Origin of the sequence: Nocardiopsis sp. NRRL B-16309, from assembly GCF_001279585.1 — a bacterium.
GTDB lineage: Bacteria > Actinomycetota > Actinomycetes > Streptosporangiales > Streptosporangiaceae > Nocardiopsis.
The window spans coordinates 31,717-51,749 of record NZ_LGEC01000067.1; the positions used below are offsets into that span (position 1 = coordinate 31,717).

The 20,033-nt window shown below is 70.6% G+C and carries 18 protein-coding genes; 14 read left to right on the plus strand and 4 right to left on the minus strand.

Annotation, left to right across the window (positions count from 1 at the left end):
- Positions 1 to 2 precede the first annotated feature (2 nt).
- Positions 3 to 785, plus strand: coding sequence for a type III pantothenate kinase (locus ADL05_RS11885; protein ID WP_053616978.1), 783 nt, complete (start codon positions 3 to 5; stop codon positions 783 to 785).
- Positions 786 to 1,094: 309 nt separating this feature from the next.
- Here ADL05_RS11885 and ADL05_RS11890 read toward each other — a convergent pair whose 3' ends face one another.
- Positions 1,095 to 2,057 carry a cation diffusion facilitator family transporter gene (locus tag ADL05_RS11890; protein ID WP_053616979.1) on the minus strand — a complete coding sequence of 321 codons (963 nt, stop codon included), beginning with the start codon at positions 2,055 to 2,057 and terminating at the stop codon, positions 1,095 to 1,097.
- A gap of 242 nt (positions 2,058 to 2,299) precedes the next feature.
- Here ADL05_RS11890 and lysX point away from each other — a divergent pair, with 242 nt between their 5' ends.
- The 7 genes from lysX to ADL05_RS29645 all read left to right on the plus strand — a co-directional run bounded on the left by lysX (position 2,300) and on the right by ADL05_RS29645 (position 10,714).
- On the plus strand, positions 2,300 to 3,802 hold the full coding sequence (gene lysX / locus ADL05_RS11895) for a bifunctional lysylphosphatidylglycerol synthetase/lysine--tRNA ligase LysX (RefSeq protein WP_053617053.1): 1,503 nt from the start codon (positions 2,300 to 2,302) through the stop codon (positions 3,800 to 3,802).
- A 651-nt stretch (positions 3,803 to 4,453) separates the two neighbouring features.
- Positions 4,454 to 4,753 carry a LuxR C-terminal-related transcriptional regulator gene (locus tag ADL05_RS11900; RefSeq protein ID WP_053616980.1) on the plus strand — a complete coding sequence of 100 codons (300 nt, stop codon included), beginning with the start codon at positions 4,454 to 4,456 and terminating at the stop codon, positions 4,751 to 4,753.
- Between the two features lie 129 nt (positions 4,754 to 4,882).
- Positions 4,883 to 5,422, plus strand: coding sequence for an amino-acid N-acetyltransferase (locus ADL05_RS11905; protein WP_053616981.1), 540 nt, complete (start codon positions 4,883 to 4,885; stop codon positions 5,420 to 5,422).
- A gap of 321 nt (positions 5,423 to 5,743) precedes the next feature.
- Entirely contained in the window at positions 5,744 to 6,013 is a 270-nt protein-coding gene (locus ADL05_RS11910) for a hypothetical protein (protein ID WP_053617054.1), read from the plus strand.
- A gap of 217 nt (positions 6,014 to 6,230) precedes the next feature.
- Entirely contained in the window at positions 6,231 to 6,569 is a 339-nt protein-coding gene (locus ADL05_RS11915) for an Lsr2 family protein (protein WP_053616982.1), read from the plus strand.
- A 638-nt stretch (positions 6,570 to 7,207) separates the two neighbouring features.
- Entirely contained in the window at positions 7,208 to 9,718 is a 2,511-nt protein-coding gene (locus ADL05_RS11920; protein WP_082376311.1) for an ATP-dependent Clp protease ATP-binding subunit, read from the plus strand.
- 126 nt (positions 9,719 to 9,844) lie between these two features.
- Positions 9,845 to 10,714 (plus strand): DUF3105 domain-containing protein, encoded by an 870-nt coding sequence (locus tag ADL05_RS29645; protein WP_082376313.1) that lies wholly within the window; start codon positions 9,845 to 9,847, stop codon positions 10,712 to 10,714.
- Between the two features lie 278 nt (positions 10,715 to 10,992).
- Here the strand turns inward: ADL05_RS29645 and ADL05_RS11930 are convergent, their stop codons facing one another.
- On the minus strand, positions 10,993 to 11,874 hold the full coding sequence (locus tag ADL05_RS11930; RefSeq protein ID WP_053616984.1) for an A/G-specific adenine glycosylase: 882 nt from the start codon (positions 11,872 to 11,874) through the stop codon (positions 10,993 to 10,995).
- 143 nt (positions 11,875 to 12,017) lie between these two features.
- Between ADL05_RS11930 and ADL05_RS11935 the strand changes: the two genes are divergently transcribed.
- Positions 12,018 to 12,725, plus strand: a complete 708-nt coding sequence (locus ADL05_RS11935; RefSeq protein ID WP_197285773.1) for a hypothetical protein — start codon at positions 12,018 to 12,020, stop codon at positions 12,723 to 12,725.
- Positions 12,726 to 12,994: 269 nt separating this feature from the next.
- A complete protein-coding gene (locus ADL05_RS11940) occupies positions 12,995 to 13,372 on the plus strand; it encodes an SSI family serine proteinase inhibitor (RefSeq protein WP_053616986.1) in 378 nt (125 codons plus the stop codon).
- A 132-nt stretch (positions 13,373 to 13,504) separates the two neighbouring features.
- Here the strand turns inward: ADL05_RS11940 and radA are convergent, their stop codons facing one another.
- Entirely contained in the window at positions 13,505 to 14,875 is a 1,371-nt protein-coding gene (gene radA, locus ADL05_RS11945; RefSeq protein ID WP_082376329.1) for a DNA repair protein RadA, read from the minus strand.
- Positions 14,876 to 15,073: 198 nt separating this feature from the next.
- On the opposite strand from radA, the gene ADL05_RS11950 reads away from it, so the two are divergent.
- Entirely contained in the window at positions 15,074 to 16,000 is a 927-nt protein-coding gene (locus ADL05_RS11950; RefSeq protein ID WP_053616988.1) for an SGNH/GDSL hydrolase family protein, read from the plus strand.
- 327 nt (positions 16,001 to 16,327) lie between these two features.
- Positions 16,328 to 16,930 (plus strand): C40 family peptidase, encoded by a 603-nt coding sequence (locus tag ADL05_RS11955; RefSeq protein ID WP_053616989.1) that lies wholly within the window; start codon positions 16,328 to 16,330, stop codon positions 16,928 to 16,930.
- Positions 16,931 to 16,956: 26 nt separating this feature from the next.
- On the opposite strand, the gene ADL05_RS11960 is transcribed toward ADL05_RS11955, so the two are convergent.
- Positions 16,957 to 17,574 carry a class I SAM-dependent methyltransferase gene (locus tag ADL05_RS11960; protein ID WP_053617056.1) on the minus strand — a complete coding sequence of 206 codons (618 nt, stop codon included), beginning with the start codon at positions 17,572 to 17,574 and terminating at the stop codon, positions 16,957 to 16,959.
- Positions 17,575 to 17,784: 210 nt separating this feature from the next.
- Here ADL05_RS11960 and ADL05_RS11965 point away from each other — a divergent pair, with 210 nt between their 5' ends.
- Together ADL05_RS11965 and proC are read left to right on the plus strand one after the other, a co-directional pair.
- Complete coding sequence (locus ADL05_RS11965; RefSeq protein WP_053616990.1) at positions 17,785 to 18,762, plus strand: sugar phosphate isomerase/epimerase; 978 nt, start codon at positions 17,785 to 17,787, stop codon at positions 18,760 to 18,762.
- 81 nt (positions 18,763 to 18,843) lie between these two features.
- A complete protein-coding gene (gene proC / locus ADL05_RS11970) occupies positions 18,844 to 19,638 on the plus strand; it encodes a pyrroline-5-carboxylate reductase (protein WP_053616991.1) in 795 nt (264 codons plus the stop codon).
- The last annotated feature ends 395 nt before the right edge of the window (positions 19,639 to 20,033 follow it).

Consider the following 20,033-nt stretch of genomic DNA (forward strand, 5'->3'; position numbering starts at 1 on the left):
GGATGCTGCTCGCGATCGATGTCGGTAACTCCGAGACGGTCTTCGGCCTGTTCGAGGCCGAGGAGCTGCTCGAACACTGGAGGGTGGGCACCGACACCAGACGCACGGCCGACGAGTGGGCGGTGGTCCTGCGCGGACTCCTCGACGGCCGGACGACGGGCGGCACGGACGACATCGACGGCATCGCCATGTGCTGCTCGGTGCCCTCGGTCCAGCACGAGATGCGGGACATGTTCCGCCGCCACTTCGGTGACGTCCAGGCCGTGATCGTGGAGCCGGGGGTCAAGACCGGGGTGCCGATCCGGATGGACAACCCCAAGGAGGTCGGCAGCGACCGGATCATCAACGCGCTGGCCGCCAACAACATCTACGGCGGGCCGGCCGTGGTGGTGGACTTCGGCACCGCGACGACGTTCGACGCGGTCAGCGTCAAGGGGGAGTACGTCGGCGGGGCGATCGCCCCGGGCATCGACATCTCGGTGGACGCGCTGTCCCGGCGCGGTGCCCAGCTGCACATGGTGGAGATCGTCCGGCCCCGGTCGGCGATCGCCAAGAACACCACCGAGGCCCTGCGCTCGGGCATCGTGTTCGGGTTCGCGGGCCAGGTGGACGGGATCGTGGACCGGATGGTCGCGGAGCTGACCAACGCTCCGGACGACGTCACGGTCGTGGCCACGGGCGGTCTGGCGTCCACGGTGATCGGGGAGTGCGAGACCGTGGACGTGCACGAGCCGTGGCTGACGCTCATCGGCCTGCGCCTGGTCTTCGAGCGCAACGCGGGCTGACGCACCGCCGCGGGGCCGCCGTCGAGGCGCCTCGGTCCTGCGGCCCCGGGACCGGAACGGGGCCCGTGCCCTGCGCGCGGGCCCCGTGGTGTGCGGGGTTTCCGCCCCTCCGGTGGCCGGTTTCGCCCGGCCCTCGACTGGCCCTCGACCGGTTCTCGCTCGGTTCGCGACCGACCCCGCCCGGCCCCCGACCGGTTCTCGGTCGATTTGCGACCGACCCTCGCCCGACCCTCGGCCCGGCCTTCGCCCGACCCTCGACCGGAGCGGGGCGCTGGGGCGGGACCGGACCCCCTCGGTGCGCCCCGTCGGCTACGCGGGATCCGGTGCGGCGTCCGCCGCGGCGGAGGGCTCGGACCGCCGCTCGCGCAGCAGGTCGGGTTCGAGGTAGATCATCCGGGCGATGGGCACGGCGGCGCGGACCCGCTCCTCCGCCGTGTCGATCGCGCGGGCGATGCGCGGCGCGTCGTCCTCGGCGTCCACCGCGATCTTGGCCGCGACCAGCAGCTCCTCCGGGCCGATGTGCAGCGTGCGCATGTGGATGATGGCGTTGATGTCCTCCACCCCGACGATCGCGGACTCGATCGCCCGCACGTGCTCGCGGGTGGCGGACTCACCGATGAGCAGGCTCTTCATCTCCACGGCGAGCACGACCGCGATCACCACGAGCAGCACGCCGATGGCCGCGGTGCCCAGGCCGTCCCAGATCCCGTTGCCGGTCACCAGGGTGAGGCTGACGCCGATCAGCGCGAAGACCAGGCCGAGCAGCGCGCCCGCGTCCTCCAGCAGGATGACCGGCAGCTCCGGGGACTTCGACCGGCGGACGAACTCCACCCACGAGGCCTTGCCGCGGACCGCGTTGGACTCCTTGATCGCCGTGCGCATGGCGAACGACTCCAGGCCGATCGCCACCAGGAGCACCACGATGGGGACCCACTGCCACTCGGTGATCGGGTGCGGGTGGGCGATCTTGTGCCAGGCCTCGTAGAGGGCGAACAGGCCGCCGAGGCTGAACAGCACGATCGAGACCAGGAACGCGTAGACGTAGCGCTCGCGTCCGTAGCCGAAGGGGTGCTCGGGGGTGGCGTCGCGCCGGGCCCGCTTGCCGCCCAGCAGGAGCAGGCCCTGGTTGCCGGAGTCGGCGACGGAGTGGATGCCCTCGGCGAGCATCGCGGAGGATCCGGTCAGCCCGAAGGCCACGAACTTGGTGACGGCGATCCCCATGTTCGCCGCCAGGGCCGTGACGACGGCCTTCGTACTTCCCTCAACGCTCACGGGTCTGTCCTGACTTTCGGTGGTGGGAGATCGGGAGACATCGGTCGGCATCCTAGACGTCCGCGCCGCCGGGACCGGCGGCGGCGGAGTCCGTACGACGACGTTCTGTCCGCGGGTGGGAAGACGCGTCCGGTTCCCGCGCGGTTCCGGTCCGGTCGCCCGTGCCCGACCCGTGACCCGACCCGTGACCCGGTCCGGCCGAGCGTACGGGAGCGCCCATGCGCGCGGGTAGGATCGTGCGCGTGAATGACACGCACGACGACACCTACGACGACCTGCCCGAACAGATGCGGGTCCGGCGCCAGAAGCTGGACCGTCTGCGGGAGGAGGGTACCGACCCCTTCCCCGTGACCTTCCCGCGGACCACGTCGATCGGTGCCGTGCGAGACAAACACGAGGGCCTGGAACCGGACACCCGGACGGGTGTGGACGTCTCCGTCGCCGGCCGCGTCATGCTCTACCGCACCGGTGGCAAGCTGTGCTTCGCGACGCTGCGCGACGAGAGCGGCGACATCCAGATCATGCTCTCCCTGGACCGCGTGGGCCAGGAGCGCCTGGACGCGTGGAAGGCCGACGTCGACCTCGGCGACCACGTCGGCGTCGAGGGCGAGGTCATCACCTCCCGCCGCGGCGAGCTCTCCATCATGGTCACCTCCTGGACGCTGACGGCCAAGTGCCTGCGGCCCCTTCCGGAGAAGCACAAGGGCCTCACCGACCCCGAGGCGCGGGTCCGGCAGCGCTACGTCGACCTGATCGTCAACCCGGAGTCCCAGCAGATGGTCCGCCGCCGGTCGGCCGCCATCCGGGCGATCCGCGACGGTCTCGGCTCGCGCGACTACATCGAGGTCGAGACCCCGATGCTGATGCGCGTGCACGGCGGCGCCACGGCGCGGCCGTTCGTCACGCGCATCAACGCCTACGACATGGACCTGTACCTGCGCATCGCCCCCGAACTGTCGCTCAAGCGGCTGGTGGTGGGCGGTCTGGAGAAGGTCTTCGAGATCAACCGGAACTTCCGCAACGAGGGCGCGGACTCCACGCACAACCCCGAGTTCACGATGCTGGAGTTCTACGAGGCCTACGCCGACTACAACGTCATGGCGGACGTCACCCGCGAACTCGTCCAGGACGCCGCGCGGGCGGTGTTCGGCTCGACCGTCGTCGAGCGCGACGGCCAGACGTTCGACCTGGGCGGCGAGTGGCCGAGGGTCACCCTCTACGGCGTGGTCTCCGAGGCGCTCGGCGCCGAGGTCACCCCGCGCACCCCGATCGAGGAGGTGCGCCGGCTGGCCGAGGCGAAGGGTGTGGAGTTCGACCACGCCTGGGGCCAGGGCAAGCTGGTCGAGCACGTCTTCGAGGAGCTGGTCGAGCACACGCTCGTGCAGCCCACGTTCGTGTGCGACTTCCCGCTGGAGACGAGCCCGCTGACGCGCCAGCACCGCGAGGACCCGCTGCTGACCGAGAAGTGGGACCTCATCGGCTTCGGCATGGAGCTGGGCACGGGCTACTCCGAGCTGGTCGACCCCGTCGAGCAGCGCCGGCGCCTGACCGAGCAGTCGCTGATGGCGGCCGAGGGCGACCCCGAGGCCATGCAGCTGGACGAGGACTTCCTGCGGGCCCTGGAGTACGGTATGCCGCCTAGCGGCGGGGTCGGGCTCGGCATCGACCGCCTGCTGATGGCCTTCACGGGCAAGAACATTCGGGAAACTGTCCTTTTCCCGATCGTGAAGCCTTCGGGAGACTAGGCCCGCGCGGCATGGCCGCGCCTTGGGGAATCGGTGCTCCGTATTCACCGAAAGCGGTTGTCCGATAGACGGGACGGGGCCGTCGTGCGAAAGCGCGGCGGCCCCGTCCCGTGTCGGCAATGGGGCTGGTCATCCGTGATATGCCTCACTGGCCGGACATAGTGGGCGTTCCCGGGAGCGCGGAGCGACTTTTTACGTGGGGAAGTCCACTACGGAGCCGTGTTCGGTCCCGAAGATTGTTTACGCAGGTCAGCCCTGCTCCATGATTTCCCCTGTCGTTACCCTGTCACGGAAAGGTTTTGCGGGACTACGCATGGTGATTTATCGGGCCTTGACGGTATGTTCTCGGCCGCCTAGCGTGCTGAGGGCGGGCTTTGGTCCGCGAGTTTGCCGAAGTGGATCGAGAACGTCGGTGAGCGTGGCGGGACGATCGTTCCCCACGTGCGTGTGTGTCCCCTCGACTGGTCTGTCCGTCCCAGACCGTGACGAAGCGACCGCCCGCGACCCGTGTGTCCGTCGCACCCTCCTGTGCCAGAGGGGGGTGGTCAGACGCGACCCCCGGGGCTCCGGCCCGGAGCAGTGTCCGGGGACGTCTCGACCGCACGGTGACGAGTTTGATGTTCCGCACTCACATGGATGAGGGAGGACGGAGTGGAACAGGCCACACTCGTGCGTCGTACCGTCGAGGACCACCGGGAGAACGTGGTCCCCTTGCAGGCCCGGTCCCGCGAGGCCCCGCTCTCCGGCACGTACGCGTCGGTCGAGCTGAGCCACGAGGACCTGGAGTTGCTCGCCGAGATCGCCACCGGTGTCACCACCGAGGTGGCGGCACGGCACCTCGAGCTCAGCGCACGGACCCTGCGCCGGCGTATTCGCAACATCTGCGACATGCTTGGAGTCAACACACCCATCGAGGCGGTCGTCTGGGCCGCTCGGCGCCAGCTGATCTGACGCCGGCCCGGTGACCACCGGGCGACACCACGGGCATACCGGCCCTGGCCGCACGTGCGCGCCGCTCCCACCGGACGAAGAGCGTTCCGGTAGGTGTTGGCGAGCGCGTGGGCATAGTCTGGTCCGGTTATGCCCGTTCGTCATGTTCGGGTGCGTCGCGCGCGTACGAGCGACGTCGCCCACATCCGCCGCCTCGTCGACACCTACACGGTCGACCGCCGTGTCCTCTCCAAGAGCACGGTCAACCTCTATGAGGACATCCAGGAGTTCTGGGTGGCCGAGGCGGAGACCGAGGAGTCCGAGCGCCGCGTGGTGGGCTGTGGGGCCCTCCACGTGCTCTGGGAGGACCTCGCCGAGGTGCGCACCGTGGCCGTGGACCCCTCGCTGCGGGGTTTCGGCGTCGGCCACCGCATCGTCGCCGCACTGCTCGACACCGCCCGCGTCCTCGGTGTGAGCCGTGTGTTCTGTCTGACATTCGAGACAGGATTCTTCGCCAAACACGGCTTTGCGCCGATCCAGGGCACTCCCGTCTCTCCCCGTGTCTACGAGGAACTCCTGCGTTCCTATGACGAGGGCGTCGCCGAATTCCTGGACCTGGAGCGGGTTAAGCCCAACACGCTAGGGAACACCAGGATGCTCGTGTACCTGGACGGGAGCCTCGGCTCGTAAAGGATTTCGGTCGCGGCCGGACCTTACAGAGCCGTGTCGGTCGGTGACCGCGCTTATCCACACCGGGTGGTATGGCCGCGGAACGCGGCAGGTAATGTGTACCTGCGTCCGCCGGAGGCCCCTCCACACACGTGGTGGGCCCCGTACACGATTCGCGGGCATCCTGCGGTACCGCGTCCCATGTCAAACCGGGGGCGTGCGATGTCTATGATGTCGGGTATGCGATTGCCAGGGTGGTCGACACGTCATCCCCCGGGGCGCCCCGACCCTCTGTCGGGTATTTGCTGCGATAAGTAACAACCAGGAAGGGTGGAGCGCTCGATGGGTGACTTTTTGGCATCGATGCTTCCCCCCGGACTGATCGACGTATTGTCGGCGCTCATCCCTCCCGTCGTCGTCGCTACCGTGTTCTGTGCCATCATCCTCAAGATCCTGCGCCGCGAGATGGCGCCGAGGCGGATGGACGGAACCCTGGTCAGCGAGGACGCGGTCGAGAGCGGCGACAGCGCGGCCGAGGTCGAGCGGACCGAGGCGACGAACGAGACGCCGATTGCCCGGGCAGGGGAACGCACCGAATCCGACGGCCGTTGACGGAACCGTTCCCCGTGACGTGAGCCCCCGCGGAGCCGTGAGCGGGGGCTCCGTGCGCGATCGGGCCACTCCGCGCCCCCGCGCGGCCTCGGCGACCCCGAAACCGGGAGCCGGGGGCAGGATGATTTCTGGCACGCCGGGAATTGTCTTCCGCGTTCGCGCGAGATAGCTTTATATTCAGGTGTGGAGACACCGCTCTTCTGAAAGGTAAGATTCCATGGCACAGAAGGTCCAGGTTTTCCTGGTCGACGACCTCGACGGCGGCGAGGCCGAGGAGACGGTGACGTTCGGTCTGGACGGCTCCGTGTACGAAATCGACCTGAGCGCGGGTAATGCTGCCAAGCTCCGCGAGGCCCTTACTCCGTTCGTCGAGGCGGCCCGCAAGGCTCCCGCGAAGGCGTCCCGCGGCACCGCCCGCCGGGGCAGCCGGAATGCGCCCAGCCGTGAGCGCAGCGCGGAGATTCGCGCGTGGGCCAAGGCCGCCGGCAAGCCGGTCAATGAGCGCGGGCGTATCCCCGCGGCGATCGTCGCCGAATATGAGGCGGTCAAGGGTTAGGTTTGCTCCCGACCCCAGGGCGCCGAAATGTTGTCAGGTCTTGATCGAATATCGACCTTGGCTCCGGGGGTCTGCCTCGACCCGACCATCCCGGGCCCGCACACGGGCCCTGTGACACAGGGATGAAGGGGATACCCCAGACCCCGGACGGCACGGGCCGGGCATCCGACCCCGGCGCGGCACCGATGCGCCCTACCGGGGCCGGATGCCCGGCAACGCGGCATTCCCGGCTTTCCTCGTTCTGGAGGCGCCGGAAGAACGACCGGGGGCGCTCCGCGCTCGCGGGAACGCCCCCGGTGGCCATGTTCGCTCAGAGCCGATAATCGGGCTTACGCACGTGCGGCCCGGGAACTCCGTGATGGATGGGAGTCCCGGGCCGTTCGCCTTCGGCGTACAGGGAAATCTGACGCCGCATTAGGTAGTTGGATGTTGGGTGAACGCCCTATCGTCGGGGAAAGTCTCTGGCACGGACGGCCGCGAGGTCGGCCACGCCGGAGGCGCGTCCGGTCGGCAGCCTGTCGACCGGCCGGTGCGTCAGTGCTCCCCGGGGGCTGACATCCCTGTGGGGCCGATATGCGGAAGAGTTGGGTCGGCGAGAACCGTCCCTGCCTGACCGCTCTGTAGAGGAGCGACGAGACATGTTCGAGAGGTTTACCGACCGCGCGCGGCGAGTGGTGGTTCTGGCCCAGGAAGAGGCCAGGATGCTCAACCACAACTACATCGGTACGGAGCACATCCTGCTCGGCCTCATCCACGAGGGTGAGGGCGTCGCCGCCAAGGCCCTCGAGAGCCTTGGCATCAGCCTCGAAGCGGTTCGGCAGCAGGTTGAGGAGATCATCGGCCAGGGCCAGCAGGCTCCGTCCGGGCACATCCCGTTCACTCCGCGTGCCAAGAAGGTCCTGGAGCTGTCGCTGCGCGAGGCGCTGCAGCTCGGCCACAACTACATCGGGACCGAGCACATCCTGCTCGGCCTCATCCGCGAGGGCGAGGGCGTGGCCGCCCAGGTCCTCGTGAAGCTCGGCGCCGACCTGAACCGGGTCCGCCAGCAGGTCATCCAGTTGCTCCACGGCTACCAGGGCAAGGAGCCGCAGGCGACCGGCGCCTCCTCGGAGTCCACCCCGTCGACGTCGCTGGTGCTGGACCAGTTCGGCCGCAACCTGACCCAGGCCGCCCGGGAGAGCAAGCTCGACCCGGTCATCGGCCGGGACAAGGAAATCGAGCGCGTCATGCAGGTGCTCTCGCGGCGGACCAAGAACAACCCGGTCCTCATCGGTGAGCCCGGCGTCGGTAAGACCGCGGTCGTCGAGGGCCTGGCGCAGAAGATCGTCAAGGGCGAGATCCCCGAGACGCTCAAGGACAAGCAGCTGTACACGCTGGACCTGGGCGCCCTGGTCGCCGGCAGCCGCTACCGCGGTGACTTCGAGGAACGCCTGAAGAAGGTGCTCAAGGAGATCCGCACCCGCGGCGACATCATCCTGTTCATCGACGAGCTGCACACGCTGGTCGGCGCGGGCGCGGCGGAGGGTGCCATAGACGCCGCCTCCATCCTCAAGCCCATGCTGGCCCGCGGTGAGCTGCAGACCATCGGTGCGACCACCCTGGACGAGTACCGCAAGTACCTGGAGAAGGACGCCGCCCTGGAGCGGCGCTTCCAGCCGATCCAGGTGGACGAGCCGACGATCACGCACGCCATCGAGATCCTCAAGGGTCTGCGCGACCGGTACGAGGCCCACCACCGCGTCTCGATCACCGACAGCGCGCTGGTGGCCGCCGCGCAGCTGGCCGACCGCTACATCAGCGACCGGTTCCTGCCGGACAAGGCCATCGACCTGATCGACGAGGCCGGCTCGCGGATGCGCATCCGCCGGATGACCGCCCCGCCGGACCTGCGCGAGTTCGACGAGAAGATCGCGGGCGTGCGCCGCGACAAGGAGTCGGCGATCGACGCGCAGGACTTCGAGAAGGCCGCGTCGCTGCGTGACGACGAGAAGCAGCTGCTGAACAAGAAGGCGCAGCGGGAGAAGGAGTGGAAGGCCGGCGACATGGACGTCGTGGCCGAGGTCGACGAGGAGCTCATCGCCGAGGTCCTGGCCGCCTCCACCGGCATCCCGGTCTTCAAGCTCACCGAGGAGGAGAGCTCCCGGCTGCTGCGCATGGAGGACGAGCTGCACCGGCGGGTCATCGGCCAGGAGGACGCCATCAAGGCGCTCTCGCAGGCCATCCGCCGTACCCGCGCCGGTCTGAAGGACCCCAAGCGCCCGGGTGGCTCGTTCATCTTCGCCGGCCCGTCCGGTGTCGGTAAGACCGAGCTGTCCAAGACGCTGGCCGAGTTCCTGTTCGGGGACGAGGACGCGCTGATCCAGCTGGACATGTCCGAGTTCATGGAGAAGCACACCGTCTCGCGGCTGTTCGGCTCCCCGCCCGGCTACGTCGGCTACGAGGAGGGCGGCCAGCTCACCGAGAAGGTGCGCCGCAAGCCGTTCTCCGTGGTCCTCTTCGACGAGATCGAGAAGGCCCACAACGACATCTTCAACTCGCTCCTGCAGGTGCTGGAGGAGGGTCGTCTCACCGACGCCCAGGGTCGCATCGTCGACTTCAAGAACACGGTCATCATCATGACGACCAACCTGGGTACGCGGGACATCTCCAAGGGCGTGGCCATGGGCTTCGCCAAGGAGGACGACGCCAACACCAACTACGAGCGGATGAAGGCCAAGGTCAGCGAGGAGCTCAAGACCAACTTCCGGCCCGAGTTCCTCAACCGTGTGGACGACATCATCGTCTTCCACCAGCTGACCGAGAAGGAGATCTTCCAGATCGTCGACCTGATGATCACGGGGCTCGACACCCGCCTCAAGGAGAAGGACATGGGGATCGAGCTGCGCCCCGCCGCCAAGAAGGTGCTGGCGGAGCGCGGGTTCGACCCGGTCCTGGGCGCGCGGCCGCTGCGTCGCACGATCCAGCGGGAGATCGAGGACCAGCTGTCGGAGAAGATCCTCTTCGGCGACATCAAGGCCGGTCAGATCGTCGTGATCGACGCCGAGGGTGAGGGCACGGACGCCAAGTTCACCTTCAAGGGTGTGCCCAAGCCGGCCGAGGTCCCGGACACGCCCGCGGTCGAGGAGTCGGCCGCAGGCAAGAGCGAGTAGCCCGGTTCGGACCCGGTGGTACGGCGGGGCGTCCCTTCGGGGGCGCCCCGCCGTCGTGTGCGCGGGGGCGGCGGACGGCACGGGCGAGCGAACGGACGCCGGGCCGGGATGGCCTAATCTGCGGGCATGACCTCACCTCAGGAACCCCACCCCCAGGGGCCGCACGGGCCCGGTCCCCGGTACCCCGGACCCCAGTACCCCGGCCCGTACGGCGGCCCGCAGCCGCCCGGCCAGCACGGGCCCGCCCAGGGCGGGCCGCCGCCCGGAGCACAGTACGGCGGTGCTCCCGCGGGCGGCCCGCCGCCGGGACCGCACGGCCCCGGCGGGCCCCACGGCGGGCCGCCGCAGGGCCCCTACGGCCACCACGCGCCGCCGCCCGCCCCGAAGAAGAAGGGCGGGGGAGGTGTCATCGCCCTGGTCGTCGGCGCGGTGGTCCTGCTCCTGCTGCTCGTGGTCGGCGGAGGCGTCGCGTACGTCATGACGCGCACCGACGGGGGTGTCGGAGGCGGCGGGGGCCTCGCCGGGGGTGAGATCGAGGGCGTCCGGTTCTACGACGAGCTCTCCAGGGACCATGTCGAGGAGGGCGAGACGGTCGACTACGACGGGGACCTCCCGCCGGTGGGCGGGGAGCACTACCCCCGCTGGCAGGACTGCGGGGTCTACGACGAACCGCTGCGCGCGGAGTTCGGGGTGCACTCGCTGGAGCACGGCGCCGTGTGGATCGGCTACGACCCCGCGCTCCCGGAGTCGGACGTGCAGGCGCTGGCCGACCTGTACTCGCCCGGGGACTACCTGCTGATCAGCCCCATGGAGGGGGTGGAGACCCCCGTGGTGGCGTCCGCCTGGGAGGTCCAGCTTCCGCTGGACGGCGTCGACGATCCGCGTCTGTCCCGGTTCCTGGCCGAGTACACGCAGGGGGAGCGGACCCCCGAGCCCGGCGCGCCGTGCAGCGGCGGTCACTCCGGGACCGGAGCGGAGTTCGAGGCCGGTCTCTAGGGGTCTGCCCCAGCCCGGGTTCCTCGCGTCCCCGCGTGTGCGCCTCCGACACCCTGGGCACAGGCGATGGCGTTTCCCCGCCACCTCTTCGGGGCCACAGGGAGGTGGCCGCTTCGGAAGGCTAGGTCGTGTTTTTTGCGGCATTCCGGGCTCGCGGCCGCCAGGCTGCCTCTCGCAGCGCCTCTGCGCTCGTGAAGCACCACCGGGCTGAACTTCGCACATCGTCGTGCGAGAGATGGCCTGGCGACCGCTCGCTCACCCGAAAGCCAAAACACTCCCTAGGCGTATCCGGGGAGGGCGTAGCGGCCGTCGTCCAGGGGGTCCACGAGGCCGTCGGAGACCAGGGCGTCCAGCGCGCGCTCGCGCTGGACACCGTCGTCCCAGACGGTGTCCAACGCGTCCTTGGCGACCGGGTCGGCGGAGGCCCGCAGGACGGCCAGCAGCCGTCCCCGCACCTGGCGGTCAGTGCCCTCGTAGGTCTGGCCGCGCCGGGGCGGGCCGTCGTGGGCGGGGCGGCCGGCCGCCTTCCAGGCGCACGCGTGGGCGATGGGGCAGTCCGCGCACGCGGGGGTCCGGGCGGTGCACACGAGCGCGCCCAGCTCCATCACGGCCACGCCCCAGCGCGCGGCGACCGAGGCCTCGGCCGGCAGCAGGGACTCGGCGAGGGCCGTCTCCGCCTTGGTCTGGGTTTTCGGCGGGTACTGGATCCCTGTTTCGGCCCTCGCCAGGACACGGCGAACGTTGGTGTCCAGAATGGCGTGCCGCTGTCCGAAGGCGAAGCTCGCCACGGCCGCCGCGGTGTAGGCGCCGACCCCGGGCAGGGCGAGCAGGGCGGCGTGGTCGTCGGGGACGCTGCCGCCGTGCTGCTCGGTGATGGCCACGGCGCACGCGTGCAGGCGCAGCGCGCGGCGCGGGTAGCCGAGGCGGTTCCACATGCGCACGGCCTCGCCGGAGGGCTCTTTGGCCAGGTGGGCGGGGGTGGGCCAGCGTTCCATCCAGGCCCGCCAGGCGGGCAGGACCCGCACGACGGGGGTCTGCTGGAGCATGATCTCGCTGACGAGGATCGACCAGGGGGAGGCGTCGGGAGCACGCCACGGAAGGTCGCGCGCGTGCGCCTCGTACCAGGCGAGAACGGCTGTGCTGTAAGGGTTTTCGCTCATCTTTAACGGATATCGGCGGGTTGAGTAGGTGGGGCGCGTGCAAAACCGCAATACTACGGCCCATGGCGTCAAGTACCGGACAACCAGGAGCCGTCAGCCGCGAGACCTACTGGAAGCGGCGTGCCTTCGTGCTGGTCGGGATGATGCTGGTGTTCGCGGTGATCGCGTTCGCCTGCCGTCCCTCGTCCGGGGACGACGGCGATCCGAGCCGATCCGAAGCGGGCGTCGAGCCTTCGGAGGAGGTCACCCCCAGTGTCCCATCCGCCGAGCCCTCCGACGCCGAAAGTGAGGGATCTGAGGACGGTGAGGACGCCGAGGCGGACGGTGACGGGGAGGACTCCGGTGACGGCGAGGGGGACGAGGACGAAGGCGGTTCCGGCTCCGGGTCGGATTCCGAAGGCGGGTCCGGTGGCGGCTCCGGCGACGTCGCCGCTCCCGAGCGCCCCGAGGACCCCTGCCGCCCCCAGGACGTCGTGGTGAGCTTCGACTTCGCCTCCGCGGACAAGGAGACCTACGGCGGCGGCGAGGAGCCCGGTTTCCGGATCACCGTGGTGAACACCGCCGAGCAGACCTGCACGGTCGACGTCGGCCCCGAGGCCCTGGAGCTGCGCATCCACTCCGGTGACGACCGGATCTTCTCGACCGCGGACTGCGTGGAGGGCTCCTCCGCCGAGGAGCGCCAGCTCAGGCGGGGCGTGCCGCACGAGTACACGATCACCTGGGAGCGGATGCGCTCGTTCACGGACTGCCGCGACGACAGCCGCGCGGCGGCCGTCGGCTGGTACCGGGCGAACCTGCACGGCGACTACGCCGGGGACCCCGACCAGCTGGTGTTCCAGCTCAAGGCCTGAGCCCGTCCCGCGCGAGCGGACCCACGACCCCGTCCACGCGGCGGGGTCGTCGCGTGCGTCCCGGCGGGAGGCCCGCGTTGTTCGGTCGAGAGGCCGATTTGTGAGCTGACTGTTCGGTAAAGAAGAATTTTTCTTTCCGAATGCCCATGTGAATGGCCGTAATAGGCGGCATATGTCTAGTTTGCGATGCTTCCCCGTCTGGACAGTGGGTCACTCGGTCCTTACGCTTCGTTGTGTCCCACAGCCCATCGACGTGCTGGAGAACACTCGTGAGACGTTCGGTCGCCATCGTCACCGGAACCGCCGCCGTGCTCGCCCTGGGGCTCGCCGCCCCCGCGCAGGCCTACGACACCGGAACCGCCGCCCACTACACCCTGCAGCTGGCCGTCGGCCAGGCGCAGGCGCCGCGAGAGGCCACGCTCACCTGCGGGGAGACGGCCGGAGGCTCCCACCCGAACGCCGCACAGGCCTGCGAGCTGATCGCCGAGGCCGGGTCCGTCGAGGCGGTCATGGTCGACCCCGGCGGCATCTGCACGCTGGAGTACCTGCCGCACGAGGTCACGGTCTCGGGCGCGGAGGAGTACTCCGAGGTGTTCGGCAACAGGTGCCGGTTGACCAGTGCCAAGGGTCCGATCTTCGACTTCTGACCGCTTGCCGGGCCGGGCCCGGGAAGCGGTGCCGGGCGCGGGCGCGGGGGCGTCCGCGCCTTCCCGTCCGCGCCTTCCCGTCCGTCCTGGGCGTCCGTGCGGCCCAGCCGTGGGGGAGGCGCCGCGCCGTCCTCATCCCTCCTGGGAGCGTCCGCGCCGCCGTGCCACCCGGACCAGCGCCTCGCTCAGTTCCTCCACCTCCTGTGTGCGGATCCCCGGAACGGGGTCCCCGAAGTGCTTGGGGACGACCGCCTCGGTGAACCCCAGGCGCTGGGCCTCGGCGACACGGCGGCGCACCCCGTTGACCGCGCGCACGTCCCCGGCCAGGCCGACCTCGCCGACGGCGATGAAGCCGCGCGGCAGGGCGACGTCGTTGTTGGAGCTCGCCGCGGCCAGCGCCAGGGCGAGGTCGACGGCGGGCTCGCCCAGGCGCACCCCGCCCACCGTGGAGGCGTAGACGTCCATGTTGGCCAGCCGCATCCCCGTGCGCTTCTCCAGGACCGCCAGGATCATGTTCACGCGCGAGGTGTCCAGGCCCGAGGTGGCGCGACGCGGCGCGGGCAGGGGCGTGGGGGCGACCAGGGCCTGCACCTCGGTGATGAGCGGGCGGCGTCCCTCCAGCGTCACCGTGACACAGGTGCCCGGCACCGGGTCCGTGCGCTCGGTGAGGAAGAGGCCGCTGGGGTCGGGCAGACCGACGATGCCGGACTCGGTCAGCTCGAACACGCCGATCTCGTCCGTGGGCCCGTACCGGTTCTTCACCGCGCGCAGCAGGCGCAGCTGTGAGTGGCGCTCGCCCTCGAAGTGCAGCACCACGTCCACCAGGTGCTCCAGCATGCGCGGGCCGGCGATGGACCCGTCCTTGGTGACGTGGCCGACCAGGACGGTGGCGATGCCGCGCTCCTTGGCGATCTGGATCAGCGCGCCCGCGACCTGCCGTACCTGGGTGACGCCGCCCGGCACGCCCGTGGCGTCGGGGGAGACCATGGTCTGCACCGAGTCGACCACCAGCAGCCGCGGAGCGACCTCGTCCACATGGCTGACCAGGGAGGCGATGGAGGTCTCGGCGGCCAGGTAGAGCTTGTCCGAGAGCGCGTTCAGCCGCTCGGCGCGCAGCCGGACCTGGCCGGCGGACTCCTCACCGGTCACGTACAGGACGGGCCCCTCGGCGGCGCGTTTGGCGGCGACCTCCAGGAGCAGGGTCGACTTGCCCACGCCGGGTTCGCCCGCGAGCAGGACCACGCCGCCGGGCACCGCGCCGCCGCCCAGGACGCGGTCGAGTTCGTCGACGCCGGTGGGGACCGCCTCGGCGCTCTCCACGCTGATCTCGGTGATGGGCCGCGCGCGGGAGGTGACGGGCGCGGCGGCCACGGAGGCGGCGGCCGGGGCTCCGGCCTCCTCGACCGTGCCCCAGGCCTGGCACTCACCGCAGCGTCCCACCCACTTGAGGGTGCTCCACCCGCAGTCGGAGCACCGGAACGTGGACTTCGCTGCTTTGGCCATGGTCGCCACGGTAGCGGTCGGAGCCGACAGGCGGTGCGGCCTCGGCGGGAACCCGGGCGGTGACGGTCGTGGGACGACCGGACACGTGAAAGTTACCTACGGGTTAGGGCGGTCGACCCGTAGGTCGTGTTACAGAATCACTACAGGGCGTGTGCGCCCCCGCTTCCCGTCGCCCTGCGCTCCCTGAGAGGAAACCGCGTGTCCCGTACCGATGCCGTCCCCCACACCCGCTCCGTCTCCCGCCCCGCGCACCCCGTGCGCCGCACCCTCGTCCCGCTGGCCGCGGCGGCGCTGGGCCTGTCCCTGGTCCAGGCGCCCGCCGCGGCCGAGGCCGGGGAGGCCGCCTTCGAGCACTACGTGGCCCTCGGCGACTCCTTCACCGCGGGTCCGCTGATCCCGCCGAACGCGCCCGGATCCGACCCCCGGTGCCTGCGGTCCGGCGTCAACTACCCCCGGCTGGTCGCCGACGCGCTCGGCGTGGCCGAGTTCACCGACGCCAGCTGCTCGGGCGCGGTCATCGCCGACCTGAGCGAGCCCCAGCACGAGGGCCTGACCGACGTCCCGCCGCAGTACGACGCGCTCACCCCGGAGACCGACCTGGTGAGTGTCGGGATCTCCGGCAACGACCTCGGTTTCTCCGAGATCTTCGTGCGGTGCGCGAAGCTGAGCCTGACGAACCCGTTCGGGAGCCCGTGCGCCGACGACTACGGCGACACCCTGGACGACCGCGTGGAGGAACTCCGCGGGGACGTCGCCCAGGTGTACGCGGAGGTCGGCGAGCGCAGCCCCGACGCGACCGTGCTCGCGGTCGGCTACCTGCAGATCCTGCCCGAGAGCGGCGGCTGCTGGCCGACCATGCCGGTCGCGCGCGGCGACGTCGCCTACCTGGACGCGCTGCAGACCTCGCTCAACACGATGATCGCGGAGGAGGCCGCAGCGGCCGGGGCGGTCTACGTCGACGTCCTCGAACGCGGCCACGACGTGTGCGAGCCGGCCGGGGACAGGTGGGTCGAGGGCGTGGTGCCGGAGAACACGGCCTTCCCCGTCCACCCCAACGAGGCGGGCATGGCGGTCACGGCCGACCGGGTCCTGGACGAACTCGGTGTCGCCCCGGCCGACGTGTGACGCCAGCCGACGTGTGACGCCGCCGATGACGTCGGGACGGTGACCGAGTGCGACGCTCGGACGTGACCCAGCGCGACGCCCGTGTGTGACTCAGTGTGACGCTCGGATGTGACGGAGAGCGATCCGCGGAGGTGGCCGGATGCGAGGTGCGGCCTGGTTTGTCCGTTTACTTCAACCAGGCTTTACCTTCTTTGGATACCGATTAGACTACGGAGAGTGATTTCTCTTGCTGTTTGTGTGACGAATGGTGATGGATGAGCGCGAGGCCGGTGCCCGCCACGGGCGCGGGACTCGTCACCTGACGTCACCATGAAGGGGAACCCTGTCATGCGAACACAGCGAGAGTGCGAGCGAACTGAGGCCTGTCGTCCCACCGACAGGGGGCGGCAGGCCTCGCCCGTCGGCCGGTCCGGTCCACGCGCGGCGGCCGTGGCGCTGGCCGTCGTCGCGGCCCTGGCCGCCGGAACGGCTCCGGCCCTGGCGCAGCCGGCCGCCACCGCCTCCACGGTGCCCGCGGCCGCGCCCTCGGCCGGTCACGCGGAGCGGGGGGAGCGGATCCACCAGGCGCTGTCCACCTCGACCGTCGAGAGGGCCATCGACGCCGCCGAGTCCCACGCGGGCAAGCCCTACGCCTGGGGCGGCACCGGACCCGACTCCTTCGACTGCTCCGGACTCGTCCAGGCGTCCTTCCGCGAAGCCGGGGTGCGCCTGCCCCGGATCGCGCAGGACCAGGTGAACTCGGGGACTCGCGTCTCCTACTCCAGGGCCGAGCGCGGCGACCTCCTCTACTGGACCGACAGCGGCGGCTACGCCTACCACGTGGCCATCTACCTCGGCGACGGTCGCATGATCGACGCCCCGAGCTCCGGCCGCCGCATCGGCGAACGGGCCGTGAACCGCTACAACCTCGCCGGAGCGGTCCGGCTCTGACCCCGGCCGCGCCCCTGACCACGGCCTCAGTACCGCTTCCACCACAGGTTGACCGCGTAGTCGACCGACAGCCCGTGGTGCGCCCCGATGATCTCGGCGGCGAGAGCGGAGGGGAACTCGATCCGCACGACCGCCTCGAAGGCGCGGCGGTCGGTGAAGGACCAGCGCATCATCAACGCCTCACGGGTGAACCCGTGTGAGGACCAGAACCGTTCCACGGCGGCCGGGTCGTACCCCGGCAGCGACCGCCGGAACCACGCGCCGAACGTGGAGCGCGTCGCGTCGTTGTCGATGACGAACGCGACCCCGCCACGGCGCATCACCCGATCCAGTTCGACCAGGCCGGGCTCACAGCCGGGCCCGAAGAAGTAGGCCCAGCGGGCGTGCGCGACCTCGACGACGGAGTCGGGGACGGGCAGCCGCTGGGCCGTCCCGGCCACGACCCGGACGTGGTCCAGGCCCCGCACCCGGGCGCGCGCGGACTCCGCGAGCCCCGGGTGCGGCTCCACGCCGGTCACCCGCCCGGCACGTGCGGCGAACCCGGGCAGGTGGTACCCGGTACCGCAGCCGATGTCCAGGACGTGGGCACCGTCGACCGGGCGGATCCGGTCCATCGCCGCCGTGAGCACCCCGTCGGGGTCCACGGCCTCGTTCTCCAGCTCGTACGTGCGCGGATTCCGCCAGATGTTCGGACTGGGAATCGCGTCCTGGGGGATCACACCCGTACCTCGTGCCACGTCCGTACTCCCCGCCCACCGCCGTGTCCTCGGACGAACGTACTCGACACGCGGCGGCGCGCCGGGTTCGCGCGGGCGGTAGGCACGAAGGGGACGTGAGCGCATAGTCTGGGTCCCGTGAGCCCTATCCAGGTCCCAGACGCACCCGTCGTCCTGTCGTCAGCGTCGGTCTACCCGGAGAAGACCCCGGCCGCCTTCGAGATCGCGGCGAAGCTGGGGTACGACGGCGTGGAGGTGTTGGTCTCCTCCGACCCCGCCAGCCAGGACATCGACCTCCTGCGCCGCCTGTCGGACTACCACGGCGTGCCGGTGACGGCCGTCCACTCGCCCTGCCTCGTCCTCACCCAGCGGGTCTGGGGGCGGGAGCCCTGGGGCAAGCTCGTGCGGTCCAAGGAGATGGCCGAGGCCCTCGGCGCCTCGACGATCGTCGTCCACCCGGCCTTCCGCTGGCAGCGCGAGTACGCCCGCGAGTTCGAGACCGGCGTCGCGCGCATGCAGGAGGAGACCGACGTCGTCTTCGCGGTGGAGAACATGTACCCGGTGCGGGTGCGCGACCGCGAGGTGGTGCCCTACGCGCCGAGCTGGAACCCGCTCGACCGTGACTACCCCGACGTCACCCTGGACCTCTCCCACACCGCGATGTCCGGCTCCGACGCCATGGACATGGCCAAACGGCTGGGCGACCGGCTGTCCCACGTCCACGTGGCCGACGGCTTCGGCGGCCAGAACCTCGACGAGCACCTCATCCCCGGGCGCGGTCGCCAACCGGTCGCCGAACTGCTGGAACACCTGGCCACGGGGGGATACGAGGGACAGCTGGTGCTGGAGGTGAGCACCCGCAAGGCCCCGGACCGCCAGGCGCGCCTGCGGGAGCTGGCCGAGGCACTGGCCTTCACCCGGTTGCACTTCGCCCGGCCCACCGGACCGGAGCACGCCTCCCTCGACCGCCGGGAGCGCATCGGACTGCTGCGCCGCCCGTCGGCCGCGCGCCCCCACCTGTTCGAGGTGGACCGCCGCGGCACGGTGGACGACACCGGTCCCGTCAACGGGGGAGAGGGGCCCGGCGGCGGGGGGAACGCGGGCCGCGGCGACTGACCGTCCACAGGGTGGGACGCGGTGTCCGCGCGGGACCCCGGGGCCGTTAGCGTTGGGGGTGAACCGCAGAGAGGACCCTTCATGATCGCGATCATCGGTGCCGGGAAGATGGGCGAGGCCCTGCTCGCCGGAATGCTGGCCAAGGGCCACGCGCCGGGGGACGTCCTCGTCACGGAGCCGCGGGTGGAGCACGCCCGGGAGCTGCGCCGGCAGTACGGGGTCGAGGTGGTCCCGGCCCAGGACGCCGCCAAGCGGGCCGACACCCTGCTCCTGGCGCTCAAGCCGCAGGACATGCTCGCCCTCCTCGACGAGATCGGTCCGCACGTGGGCACCGACCGCCTGGTGATCTCGGTCGCGGCCGGACTCACCACCGCGGTGATGGAGAGCCACCTGCCCGCGGGCGTGCCGGTCGTTCGGGCCATGCCCAACACCCCGGCGCTCATGGGCCAGGGGATGACGGCGGTTGCGGGCGGTGCCCACACCGGCGCCACGCACCTGGACCGCGCCGAGCAGCTGCTCGGGACGGTCGGCGAGGTCATCCGGGTCGGCGAACAGCACATGGACACGGTGACCGCGATCTCCGGGAGCGGACCCGCCTACTTCTACTTCATCGCGGAGACGATGATCGAGGCCGGCGTCGCGATGGGGATGCCGCGCGCCACCGCGCAGAAGCTCGTTGGGCAGACGATCACGGGCGCCGCCGCGATGCTCGCCGAGTCCGGTGAGCACCCGGTCGTGCTGCGCGAGGCCGTGACCTCGCCGGGCGGGACCACGGCCGCCGCCCTGCGGGAGCTGGAGCGGCACGGCGTGCGCACCGCGTTCACCGACGCGATCGAGGCCGCGCGCGACCGCAGCCGGGAGCTCTCGGGGAGCTGATCCCCGCCGCCGCGCACCGCGGGCGCGCGGAGCGACCTCTGCCGGGGCCCCGCGCCCCAGGTCGGTGCCTTGGATGCTTGCCGGGGCCGTTCGGTTGATGGCCGGGATCGGACGCGGGGTGGGGAAATCCGTACGGAACCGGGTGGGTACTGTGCATAGGGGGTGCTCTGCCGGATACCGCCCGTGCATCCTCGTCCCCGCGTCTCTCCCATTCCCCATCTGACCCAGGGTCCTCCATGACGAATCCTCCTTCCCCTTCCGATCCACAAGAGCCACAGGGAGGCCCTTCCCCTGACGGCACCCCCGCCGACGGCACCCCGGCGGGCGGTTTCCCGGGCCAGCCGCAGGACGGTACCCCGGCGGGTGGTGTTCCGGGTCAGTTCCAGGGTGGACCG